Below are 11,835 nucleotides of genomic sequence, written 5' to 3' on the forward strand. Positions count from 1 at the left end.
CTAGTCCTCTGTGCCGCCGGCAGGATTGGCGACGACCTCGCCGTTGCGGCGCCGGGTCCGGCTGCGGCGTGGCCGGTCACCGGACGGGGCCTCGCCCTCGCCGGCCCGACGACGGCCGCCACCCGAGGAACCGGCCGTGGCGGAATCCGACACTGCGGGAGCGCCCTGGGCGACAGGTGCGTCGGCGTCCTGGCTGCGGCCGCCGCGGCCCCGGCTGCGCGAACTGCGTGAGCCTTCGCCCGATCCTTCGCCCGAGTCGCCGTCGCGGCGCTGTCCGCCGCGTCCACCGGACTGCGATCGTCCCCGTCCGCCGTCGCGTCCACCGTCACGCCGACCGTCGGTGCGTGCGTCCGGACGCCCGCCGCCGCCGCGCTTGCCCGTCTCGCCGAGATCCTCGAGCACTTCGGCGTTGATGCCCGCCAGGTGGCGGTCCTTGCGGGGCAGGCGTCCCTTGGTGCCCTCGGGAATGTCGAGTTCCGTGTACAGGTGGGGAGACGACGAGTAGGTCTCCACGGGCTCGGGGGCGTCGAGGCCGAGGGCCTTGTTGATGAGCCCCCAGCGCGGGAGGTCGTCCCAGTCCACGAAGGTGACCGCGGTACCCTTCTTGCCGGCACGACCCGTGCGGCCGACGCGGTGCAGGTAGGCCTTCTCGTCCTCGGGGCACTGGTAGTTGATGACGTGGGTGATGTCCTCGACGTCGATGCCGCGGGCGGCCACCTCGGTGGCGACGAGGACGTCGATCTTGTCGCCGCGGAACGCGCGTAGTGCCTGCTCGCGGGCGCCCTGGCCGAGGTCACCGTGGATGGCGCCGGCCGCGAAGCCGCGGTCGATGAGCTCCTCGGAGAGTTTCGCGGCGGTTCGCTTGGTCTTGCAGAAGATGATCGTGCGACCGCGCTGGCGGGACTGCAGGATCCGGGCGACGACCTCGGCCTTGTCCAGGTTGTGTGCGCGGTAGATGACCTGCCGGATGTCCTTCTTGGTGATGCCTTCGTCCTCGGGATCCGCGGCGCGGATGTGCGTGGGCTGCGTCATGTAGCGGCGGGCCATCGCGATGACGGGGCCGGGCATCGTCGCGGAGAACAGGAGCGTCTGGCGCACCGGGGGAGTTGCGGCGATGAGCGTCTCGACGTCGGGCAGGAATCCGAGGTCCAGCATCTCGTCGGCCTCGTCCAGCACCACGATCTTCACGTTCTTGAGGACGAGGAGCTTCTGCTTGTACAGGTCGATCAGGCGTCCCGGGGTGCCGACCACGATCTCGACGCCCTTCTTGATGGCCTCGATCTGGGGCTCGTACGCGCGTCCGCCGTAGATGGTGACGATGCGCGCATTGCGCTTCTTCGCCGCCGTCGTCAGGTCACTCGCCACCTGGACCGCGAGTTCACGGGTCGGCACGACGACGAGGGCCTGCGGCGCCCCGGGTACCGGGAGCCGGTCGTAACCCTCGTCCTCGGGGCCGACGACGCGCTGGATGGCGGGGATGCCGAACCCGAGCGTCTTGCCCGTGCCGGTCTTCGCCTGGCCGATGATGTCGTGGCCGCCGAGGGCGATCGACAGGGTCATCGCCTGGATGGGGAAGGGGTGGATGATGCCTGCGTCGGCGAGGGATTCGACGATGTCGGGCCGGACGTTGAAGTCCGCGAAGGTCTCCGGCACGGGCGCGTGCGGCTCGGCGGTGGTGACGAGCGTTTCCTCGACATCGATGGCGTCCGGGGAGTTGTCCGCAACGAGGTGGTGGCTGTCGGTCGCCGCGGTGTGGCCGGCGCCGGTGTTCGTATCGTGGTCTGTGTTGTGCACGTTCTACCGTTCATTCAGGCCGAGCGGCCGCTGAGGCTCGACGCCTCGAACGGATTCATCCGGGGCGGAGCGTATCGGCGGGCGCAGGGCGTCCAGTGGAAGCCGATCGCGGGCTTGCGACTGCATGCGGGCGGGGTTGGACCTGCGCCTGCGGGGTAACTCGGGATCGAGTAGGTACTGCGGGTTATCGAGGGATAACGACCGGGCATCCATTACTACACAGCAAGACTACCCTGCCCGTCCCCCGCACGGCGTCATCGCGGGCTGCGGGTGGGCGCGTCCGTCGGCTTCACCTCGAAGCGGATGCGGCGGCGTGCGATGTCGGCCTCGAGCAGGACCACCGTCACGCGCTCCCCGGCCACGAGTTCGCCGTAGCACGTCGCCTCGAGCGCCGGTTCGGTGATCTGGACCGTCCCGGACAGGCGGGGTGCCTGCTTGCCGGGCGCATCCTCGATGGCCGGTGGCGAGCCCTGCAGGACGACGGCGGAGAACGCCTCGCCGATCCGGTTGCTCAGCAGGGCGGCCTGCACCGCGTCCATGGCTCCCGCATCGAGGCGGGACGCCGTCTGGTTGGAGGACGCCATGAGGCCGTTGAGTTCCGGCAGGGCCGTCCGGACCCAGTCGGGCACCGGGCTCCCGGTGCACAGCGACTCGCAGATGACGAGCACGAAGCGGTCCACGAGCCGCCGCAGGGGAGCGGTGGCATGCGCGTAGGGCGCGGCGATGGCCGACTGGACGACGGCGTCCGGCACCTCGCCGTCGAACGCCGTGTACCCCGCGCCGCGGAAGAGGGACGCGGCGGCGTGCATGAGGGCGAGCTGCCGTGGAACGGCGACGTCGAGGGTGCGGAGGAAGGCCCCGTAGGGCATGTGCGTGGGCCACGGGTGTTCGAGTGCCTCGGACTGGCGCCGGAACTTGCCGAGGGCGCCGTCGTCCGGTTCGGGCATTGTCCGCAGGATTCCGATGCCTCCCTCGATCATCATCCGCGCCGCGGCCATGCCCGTCATGAGCGAGATCTGGGCGTTCCAGTCCTCGCACGGCAGGGCCGGTTCCGTGATGATGCCGTAGCTCCCGCCGGCGTAGATGATCTCCTGGCGCGGCAGGTTGAGGCTCGCCCCTCCACGGTCGAGTTCCTGCTGGATCCGGAGCAGGCCGATGTCCCGCAGGAGCCCGAGCTGGTCGTCGGCGGTGCCGGCGTCGATCTCCGCCTGGACCTGCGCGTAGGTGAGCTGGCGGCGGCTGCGGACGGTGGCACGGCGGACCGTGGCCTCTTCGACCTCCGCCGCGGCGTCGAGCAGGAAGTGCCAGACGTAGGCCGGGCGGTCGCGGTCCGGGAGCAGGCTCGCCGCGTTCTCCGAGATGACCTCGGGATGGAGCGAGATCCGGCCGTCCGGCGCATAGAGGGTCTGCCCCCGCAGCCGGGCCTCGGCGTCGATCGCCCCACCGGCTCCGACGAAGAGCGGGACATCCGCGATGGCGTACCAGACCTCGTACCCCGCGGCGTCGTCTCCCCGGCGGGCGAGGTGCACGGCCTGGTCGAGATCGGTGGAGCCGGGCGGGTCGATGGTCAGGAAGGGGAGTGCGCGGAGATCAGCGGACGGCAGGACATGGGCGGCGACCGAGGCGTCGGCCTCACGCAGGACGTCCTCGGGGAACTGTTCGCGGACGCCGAGCTCCTCACGAAGGGACCGCAGCGACTCGGTGAGGCGCTGGTGGGACTCCCGGTCCCTGAGGTCCATATGCTGTGCAGGCACAGGCAATACGGTAGTGCACGTCACCGACTTCGGGCAGGGGCACACCGCGGGCGCCGCGCTGTTCATGGCGTCCCCGCGCCGCAGTACGGGTTGCCCGGGAACGGGAAGTGCGTACTCTTAGCAGAATGACTAACGGCTACCCCCACCGCACAGCCGTCCCCGCTCCCGGGCATCCCGCCCCGGCCAAGGGCTCCGCGGCCTCGCCGACAACGGCTGACGGGGCGGATGCGACCAGCCGCACCCCATCCGCCGCTCCGGCCAGCGCCGCCGACGACGCCCTTGCGAATCCCCGGTATGCACGCTTCGTCACCGATCTGCTCGGCGTCATCGCCTACGGCGAGCTGTCGGGCTTCGAGCGTCTGTCCTCGGACGCACGGTTCTCGCCGAGCCTCGCGGACCGTGCGAGCCTGGGCCGCCTCGCCGTCCAGGAGTTCGAACACTTCGAGCTGGTGGGCCGGTTCGTGGGCGACCTCGGCGTCTCGATCGAGGACGCGATGGCACCCTTCCAGGCGTCGATCGACGCCTTCCACGAACGCACCCGCCCGGGCGACTGGTACGAGTCACTCATGAAGGCGTACGTCATCGACGCCTTCTCCGGAGACTTCTACCGTTCGCTGGCCGACACCCTCGATCCGCGGACGCGTGAACTCATCAGCACCATCGACTCCGGTGACGGGGCCGCGCACCTGCAGCGCCGCCTCACGGAGGCGCTCGCCGACGATCCCCGACTGGCCTCGCGCCTCGCCCTATGGGGACGCCGGCTCGTGGGCGAGGCACTGACCCAGGCACAGCGCGTGGGGATCGAACGCGAGTACCTGGCAGGGCTGCTGTTCGCCGACGAGGCGGACCACAACCAGCACACGACGGCGCTCTTCTCGCAACTCACCCGCAACCACTCGCGGCGCATGAGCGCTCTCGGGCTGACGGCGTAGCGTCCACCCGACGCGCGACGTCCCGGAACGCAGGAGGACCCGCAGCCGGTGGCTGCGGGTCCTCGGCCGGCCGGTGCTGCTCGCCGGCCGTCGTGCATCTGCGGGTCTGGACTAGAGCGCGCCGAACCCGACGCGGCGGGTCTCCTCGGCGCCGATCTCGACGTAGCCGAGGACGCCCGTCGGGACGATCACGAGGCGGCCCTTGGAGTCCTTGAGCCGAAGCTCCGTGCCGCCCAGGGCCTGCCCGACGAGCTCGGCGATGGCGTCCGCGCTCTCGGAGGATTCGAGGATGATCTCCCGGTTGACGTTCTGGATACCGATCTTGACTTCCACGGCGCGTGCCTCCTGTTGTCTGAGCCTGTTGCTGCTTCGAAACCTACCCTAGATCTCCTTGGGGAAACGGCTGATTCCGCGCCAAGCTAAACGGTAGATCAGCTCCGCCGCGCCATCTATGTCGAGGCTGCCGTCGGTCTCCAGCCAGTAGCGTGCGCTGATCTGCGCCATGCCGGCCAGGCCCCGGCCCAGCAGGGTCGCCTCCACCATCGACAACTGGGTGTCGCCGGCGATCACTCCGGCGATCGCGCCTGCGAAATGGGCGTTGAAGGCCTCCAGCCTGCTGCTGACGTCGGGTTCGTTGCTGATGTCGGATTCGAAGACCAGTCGGTGCGCCTTGCTGTCCTGGGCGATGAACTGGAAGTAGGCGCGCATGGTCGCGTGCACGCGCAGTTTGTTGTCATCGGTGGAGCGCAGCGCATCCACCAGCAGCTGCGTCAGTTCGGCCAGGTGGCTGTCCAGCAGCGCGAGGTACAGGTCCCGCTTGCCCGGGAAGTGCTGGTAGAGCACGGGCTTGCTCACCCTGGCGGCCACCGCGATGTCGTCCATGACGGCCCCGTGGTAGCCGTTGCTGACGAAGACCTCCTGGGCGGCCGCGAGGAGCTGGCGCCGGCGCTCGTCCCGCGGCAGCCGGACGGCCTTTCCTGCGGCGGTCGGTTCAACACTCACGGGGGGCGGTCCTCGGTTCAGCGGTCGGGGGCGGGGCTCGGTCAAGTGTACCCACGGCGGCTGGCCCGGCCGTGCGGGCGGGGAATACCCTTGGGCATGACCGTTTCCACTCCGTCCGTGCACGCTCCCGGGAACACACCGGCGGACCTGCCGCCGCTGGTCGAGGCCGTCGGGAGCCTGACCCGGGAGGAGACCCTGCGCTACTCGCGGCACCTCATCATCCCCGGCTTCGGCACCGAGGCGCAGCTGCGGCTGAAGAACGCCCGCGTGCTCGTGATCGGAGCCGGCGGGCTGGGCTCACCGGCCCTCCTGTACCTGGCGGCTGCCGGCGTCGGCACGCTGGGCATCGTCGACGACGACGACGTCGACCTGTCCAACCTGCAGCGCCAGGTCATCCACGGCGTCCCGGATCTCGGCCGGCCGAAGGGAGAATCCGCGCGCGACAGCATCCTGGCCCTGAATCCGCTGGTCGAGGTGGTGCTGCACGGGGAGAGGCTCGACCGATCCAACGCCCTCGAGCTCTTCTCCGGGTACGACCTGATCGTCGACGGCACCGACAACTTCGCCACGCGCTACCTCGTCAACGATGCGGCCGCCATCCTCGGCAAACCCTACGTCTGGGGATCCATCCTGCGGTTCGACGGGCAGGTCAGCGTCTTCTGGCAGGACCGAGGCCCCACCTACCGTGACCTGTACCCCGACGCCCCGCCGCCCGGCTCCGTGCCGTCCTGCGCTGAGGGCGGCGTGCTGGGCGTCCTCTGCGCGCAGATCGGGTCCGTGATGGTCAACGAGGCCATCAAGCTCATCACCGGCCTCGGCAGGACCCTGCTGGGCCGCGTGCTGGTGTTCGACGCCCTGGACATGAGCTGGCGGGAAGTGCGCGTGCGGCCGGATCCCACCGCCCCGCGCATCACCGAGCTGATCGACTACGAGCAGTTCTGCGGACTGCCGTCCGCGGCGGCCGCCGGCACGGATCAGGCGACGGTGCCCACCGTCTCCGTCGAGGAACTCGCGGAGCTCCTCGCCGCACGGGCGTCGGGTTCGGCCGATTTCGACCTGCTGGACGTCCGGAACCCGGAGGAGTACGCGATCGTGAGGATCGACGGCGCGGTGCTGGTCCCGACGCCCCTGATCCTCGACGGCACAGCGGCCGTGGACAGTACGCGGACGGTCTACGTCCACTGCAAGTCCGGGGTGCGCTCGGCCGACGTCGTCCGCCACCTCCGCGACCGGGGACACAGGGACGTCTGGTCGGTCGACGGCGGCATCGTGGAATGGGTGCGGACCATAGAACCGCAGAAGATGACCTACTAGGTGTCCTCCCCAGAGCCGATGTCCGGGTCCGCCCGGGCGACGGAATGCCGGGCGACGGAATGGCGCCGCTGGGTCAGGCGCTCTGGGCGGGCCGCTCGTGGTCCACGGGGCACACGGCGCCCTCGGGGTGCGCATGACCGGCATGCGCGGCAGCGGCAGGCAACTCCGGGGCGGGAGCGGCGGACGGCGCGGGCATGACGTCGATGCCGTAGAGGGCCTCGAGCGCTGCGGTGTACTCGTCCTGGCGACCCTCGGCGGCGAGCTCGCGGGCCCGCACCGTGGGGACGTGCAGCAGCTGGCGGACCATGCGCCGCAGGGCGAACTCGACCTCCTCCGCGGCGGCAGTGCAACCGTGCTGGGCGCGGACGCGCTCCATCTCGGCGTCGAGGACGGTCTGCGTGTGCTGGCGGAGCGCGACGATCGCCGCGTTCATCGCCCGTGTCGCCTGCTGTTCCTCGAAGGAGCGTGCGGCTTCGCGTACGAGGTCGCCGGCCCGCGACAGGGCCTCGGCCTGCTCCTCGGGCGCCGCTGCGCGGACGGATTCGAGGGTGATGAGTTCGACGTCGTCGAGGTTCGCGACGGCGGGGTCGAAGTCGTGGCTCAGCGCGAGGTCGATGATGACGAGCGGGCGGTCGCTGGCCGCGCGGACCCGTTCGATGTCGGCGGCATCGATGCGTGCGTCGCTGCCGCTGCAGCCGATGACGACGTCGGCCCGGCGCATCGCTTCGGGCAGGAGCGCGGCGGTGAGGGCGGTCCCGCCACGGGTCGCGACAAAGGCCTCGGCCCGGCCGGACGAGGAGAAGACCGAGACATCGGTGCATCCCCTGTCCCGGAGGGCTGCCATCGTGGCACCCGCGTAGGCTCCCGTCCCGAACAGCACCACGCTCTTGGTGGACCAGTCGGCGTCCTCGGAGATGTCTCCGGCCAGTTCGATGGCGACGGACACGATGGACCGACCCCGGCTGCCGAGCACCGTCTGCGCGCCGACGTCCTTCGCGGTCCGGGAGGCGGCCTGGAAGAGGCGGACGAGGCCGCCGCTGGCGGCACCGGACCCCTGGGCCTCCATGAGCGCCCGTCGGACCTGCCCGGCGATCTCCCGTTCGCCGATGACGGCGGAGTCGAGGCCGGCTCCGACGGCGAAGAGGTGTTCGGCCACGTCCTGGCCGGTGTGCGTCTCGAAGGACGAGGACACGGACTGCTCGGGGATGCCCGAGTACTCGCTGACGGTCGTCACGATCGCGGAGCGGGCGGCCTCGACGTCCTCCTCGGACGGTGCCTCGGCGTAGATCTCGAAGCGGTTGCAGGTGGCCAGGACGACGGCTCCGGTGACGGAGGGATCCTCGGCGAGCGCAGCGGAAGGGACCTGGGGCGCCCCGACGCTCAGTCGGGCAACGGTTTCCAGGTCCACATTCGAATGTGTCGCGACAAGTGAAAGAAGTACCACAGCGCTCCGATCATATCGAGGACAGGGGACATCCACCGAATAGGTAAGGCTTACCCGGACATTGCTTCCCGCGGATTCCTGCGGGACAGTACCCTCCGCGGGCAGCGTGATCTTGGCCACGGGGGGCCCGGCCGGCGGTCTCCGGTTATCCATCCCGCAGGATCTTCGGCAGAATCGGCGGTATGGACCTTGGAGCATCGCACCCGCTGATCGACGGACGCACGTCCGGGTCGGCCCTCATCTCCGCCTACCGTGGCATGGCTCCGCATCGGCGCCCCGTCTGGTTCATGCGCCAGGCCGGACGGTCGCTGCCGGAGTACCGCGCCCTGCGGGAGGGCACCAACATGCTCGAATCCTGCCTCGATCCCGAACTGGCATCGGAGATCACCCTCCAGCCCGTGCGGCGGCACGACGTGGACGCCGGGATCTTCTTCTCCGACATCGTCATCCCGCTCAAGCTGGCCGGGGTCGACGTCGACATCGTGCCCGGGGTGGGCCCCGTCCTCGGCGCGCCCATCCGTTCCGCCGCCGATGTCGCCGCGCTGCCCACGCTGACGGACGAGGCGCTGGAACCGATCCGCCAGGCCGTGGCCCTCACGGTCGCCCAGCTGGGATCCACGCCGCTGATCGGCTTCGCCGGGGCCCCGTTCACGCTGGCGGCCTACATGGTCGAGGGCAAGCCGTCACGGGACCACCTCGGCCCCCGCACCATGATGCACGCCGATCCGGACACATGGCGCGCCCTGACCGAGTGGGCGGCGGACGCCTCCGGCATGTTCCTGCGGGCACAGCTGGAGGCTGGCGCCAGCGCCGCCCAGCTGTTCGACTCGTGGGCGGGATCCCTCGGCCTCGCGGACTACCGCCGGCATGTGGCACCGGCCTCCCGCAGGGCCCTGGACCACGTCCGGGGCTCCGGCGCGCCGCTGATCCATTTCGGCACCGGCACCTCGGAGCTGCTCGTGGCGATGCACGAGGTCGGCGTGGACGTCATCGGCGTCGACTACAGGCTGCCGCTCGACGAGGCGAACCGCCGCCTCGGTGGGACCGTACCCCTCCAGGGCAATATCGACCCGGCCCTCCTGCCCGCCCCGTGGCCCGTCCTCGAGCAGCATGTCCGCGACGTCCTCGCGGCGGGTGCATCGGCGCCCGGGCACGTGGTGAACCTCGGACACGGTGTCCCGCCGGAGACCGACCCTGACGTCCTGACCCGCGTGGTTGACCTCATCCATTCCGTGGAGCCGTAGCCGTGCCGAAGGCGGCGGGGCCGGACGGCGTCCCTGCGGAACCGGAGACGGCCGCGCCCGCCCGACCGCGGACGGTCGTCGTGGTGGGCGGCGGCATGGCCGGCCTCGTCGCGGCGCGGACGCTCCTGCAGCGGGGCCTGCGTGTGACCGTGCTCGAGCAGTCGGACCGGTTCGGCGGTACCGTGGACAGCCGTTCCCTCGGAGGGTTCCTGCTCGACAGCGGCGCCGAATCCTTCTCCACCCGATCGGCCACCGTGCCCGCGCTCGCCGGTGAGCTCGGCCTGGGCGACCGGATCGTGGCCCCTGATGCCACGGGCGCCTGGGTCCAGTTGCCCGGCAGGGACCTGCGGGCGGCCGCGCAGCCGCTGCCGAACTCCGGCATCCTCGGCATTCCCGCGGATCCCTCCGATCCGACGATCAGCGCGATCCTCGGCCGCGCGGGCTCCCTCCGGGCGGCCCTGGACAAGGTGCTCCCGGTCGGTGCCCTCGCCACACGCCCCCGGGTCAGCCTCGGCGAGCTCGTGCGCACGAGGATGGGGGAGGACGTCCTCACCCGCCTCGTGGCGCCCGTCGCGGGTGGGGTCTTCTCCGCCGACCCCGACGACCTCGACGTCGACTCCGTGGCGCCGGGCCTGCGCTCGACCATGGGCCGCCTGGGCTCCCTCGGTGCCGCAGCCGGTGCCTTGCGCCAGGCGGCACCCGCAGGTGCCGCCGTGGGCGGCCTCGTCGGCGGCATCGCCCAGCTCCGCGACGCCCTCGTCCGCCAGCTCAGGGAGGACGGCGCGGACCTGCGGACCAGCGAGCACGTCGGGGGCCTCGCCCGCTCGGGTGCCGGGTGGGTCGTGACGACGGAACACTCGGGCCTCACGCGACGGCTGCACGCCGACGCCGTACTCGTCGCCACCGAAGGCAGGAGCGCCGTCGATCTCCTCACGAGGGAGCTGCCCGCCCTCGCGGCGGAGCGTCCGGACCCGGTGCCCGGCGTCGCCCTCGTCACCCTGATCGTCGATGTCCCGGAACTCGACGCCCGACCCCGCGGCACGGGGGTGCTCGTGGCCCGTGGGGTCGACGGCGTCACGGCCAAGGCGCTCACCCACGCCACCGCCAAGTGGGCGTGGCTCCGCGACCAGGCCGGCCCCGGCTCCCACGTCCTCCGGCTGTCCTTCGGCCGTGTAGGGGACGAGCCCACCGCCGTCGGACTCGCGACGCCCGACGACGTCCTCTACCGTTCCGCGCTCGCCGACGCCTCGGCCCTGCTCGGCGTGCCCATCGGTGAGGCCGACGTCCTCGACTGGGACGTGGTGCGCTGGGCCGGTGCCCTGCCACACGCCTCCGTGGGGCACCGGGATCGCGTCGCACGTATCCGGACCCTCGTGGCCGAGCAGTCGGCGTCCCTCGCCGTGACAGGCGGCTGGCTCGCCGGGACCGGTCTGGTCGCCGTCATCGACGACGCCCGGGCCCGCGCCGTCGCGCTCGCGGACGCCCTCGCGGGGAGCGACCGGACACCCCCGATGTGACCTTCATCTCTTCTACACATTGTAGAAGGGAAGAATTTCGGTTCGCCTGCGGGCAGGGGCAGACTAGTACCATGACTGAGCCCACCGGTAGCATGCCCGCCCACGCTCCACAGCAGACCGTAGGGGGCGCCGACGCCCCGGGTGAGCTGTTCTACACCCTCTGGACCGTCTTCGCGCGGGGTGCCGCCACCCCGGCCTCGGGCGCACAGCCCATGTCGGAGGTCCTCTCCGGTCTCGAACAGGATGGCGTCGTGCTCCGCGGGTTCTACGACGTCTCCGGCATGCGCGCCGATGCCGACGTGATGGTCTGGCTGCACGGACCCCGCCCGGAGGACCTCCAGGCCGCCGTCCGCAAGCTGCGCCGCACCGACGCCCTGGCCGGGACCACCGTGGTGTGGTCGGCGATGGGCGTCCACCGTGACGCCGAGTTCTCCAAGTCCCACAGTCCGGCGTTCTCCCGCGGGGTCGCGCCGGCGGAGTGGGTCTGCGTGTATCCGTTCGTGCGCTCCTACGAGTGGTACATCCTGCCCACCGACGAGCGCCGCGAGATGCTCATGGACCACGGATTGAAGGGGCGGAAGTACCCGCAGGTGATTTCCAACACGGTGTCATCCTTCGCCCTCAACGACTACGAATGGATCCTGGCACTCGAAGCTCCCGAGCTCGTGGACCTCGTGGACCTGATGCGGTACCTCCGGGAGACCGAAGCGCGGCGCCACGTCCGCGAGGAAGTGCCGTTCTACACCGGCCGGCGGATCAGCCACGACGAGATTGCAGAGGTGCTCCAGTGACGACACAGGCATTCAACCCCCTCGACGGGGTCGACGAGAACGG

The 11,835-nt window shown here is 70.9% G+C and carries 10 protein-coding genes; 5 read left to right on the forward strand and 5 right to left on the reverse strand.

The window, feature by feature from the left end; all coding sequences use genetic code 11:
* Positions 1-1,794 carry a DEAD/DEAH box helicase gene (locus tag ACX80F_RS01415; RefSeq protein ID WP_459334597.1) on the reverse strand — a complete coding sequence of 598 codons (1,794 nt, stop codon included), beginning with the start codon at positions 1,792-1,794 and terminating at the stop codon, positions 1-3.
* A gap of 254 nt (positions 1,795-2,048) precedes the next feature.
* A complete protein-coding gene (locus ACX80F_RS01420) occupies positions 2,049-3,548 on the reverse strand; it encodes an RNB domain-containing ribonuclease (RefSeq protein ID WP_459334598.1) in 1,500 nt (499 codons plus the stop codon).
* Positions 3,549-3,673: 125 nt separating this feature from the next.
* Between ACX80F_RS01420 and ACX80F_RS01425 the strand changes: the two genes are divergently transcribed.
* Entirely contained in the window at positions 3,674-4,480 is an 807-nt protein-coding gene (locus ACX80F_RS01425; protein ID WP_459334599.1) for a ferritin-like fold-containing protein, read from the forward strand.
* A gap of 111 nt (positions 4,481-4,591) precedes the next feature.
* Here ACX80F_RS01425 and ACX80F_RS01430 read toward each other — a convergent pair whose 3' ends face one another.
* Both ACX80F_RS01430 and ACX80F_RS01435 read right to left on the reverse strand, forming a co-directional pair.
* Positions 4,592-4,813, reverse strand: a complete 222-nt coding sequence (locus tag ACX80F_RS01430) for a DUF3107 domain-containing protein (RefSeq protein WP_104165992.1) — start codon at positions 4,811-4,813, stop codon at positions 4,592-4,594.
* Between the two features lie 48 nt (positions 4,814-4,861).
* On the reverse strand, positions 4,862-5,482 hold the full coding sequence (locus ACX80F_RS01435) for a TetR/AcrR family transcriptional regulator (RefSeq protein ID WP_459334600.1): 621 nt from the start codon (positions 5,480-5,482) through the stop codon (positions 4,862-4,864).
* 96 nt (positions 5,483-5,578) lie between these two features.
* Here ACX80F_RS01435 and moeB point away from each other — a divergent pair, with 96 nt between their 5' ends.
* Positions 5,579-6,796 (forward strand): molybdopterin-synthase adenylyltransferase MoeB, encoded by a 1,218-nt coding sequence (gene moeB / locus ACX80F_RS01440; protein WP_459334601.1) that lies wholly within the window; start codon positions 5,579-5,581, stop codon positions 6,794-6,796.
* A 73-nt stretch (positions 6,797-6,869) separates the two neighbouring features.
* On the opposite strand, the gene ACX80F_RS01445 is transcribed toward moeB, so the two are convergent.
* A complete protein-coding gene (locus tag ACX80F_RS01445; RefSeq protein WP_459334602.1) occupies positions 6,870-8,240 on the reverse strand; it encodes a glutamyl-tRNA reductase in 1,371 nt (456 codons plus the stop codon).
* 182 nt (positions 8,241-8,422) lie between these two features.
* Here ACX80F_RS01445 and hemE point away from each other — a divergent pair, with 182 nt between their 5' ends.
* The 3 genes from hemE to hemQ all read left to right on the forward strand — a co-directional run bounded on the left by hemE (position 8,423) and on the right by hemQ (position 11,792).
* Positions 8,423-9,484 carry a uroporphyrinogen decarboxylase gene (gene hemE, locus ACX80F_RS01450; protein ID WP_459334603.1) on the forward strand — a complete coding sequence of 354 codons (1,062 nt, stop codon included), beginning with the start codon at positions 8,423-8,425 and terminating at the stop codon, positions 9,482-9,484.
* Positions 9,485-9,486: 2 nt separating this feature from the next.
* Positions 9,487-11,001 carry a protoporphyrinogen oxidase gene (gene hemG, locus ACX80F_RS01455; RefSeq protein ID WP_459334604.1) on the forward strand — a complete coding sequence of 505 codons (1,515 nt, stop codon included), beginning with the start codon at positions 9,487-9,489 and terminating at the stop codon, positions 10,999-11,001.
* A 71-nt stretch (positions 11,002-11,072) separates the two neighbouring features.
* Entirely contained in the window at positions 11,073-11,792 is a 720-nt protein-coding gene (gene hemQ / locus ACX80F_RS01460; RefSeq protein WP_459334605.1) for a hydrogen peroxide-dependent heme synthase, read from the forward strand.
* The last annotated feature ends 43 nt before the right edge of the window (positions 11,793-11,835 follow it).

This window comes from Arthrobacter sp. TMS2-4, assembly GCF_054511075.1.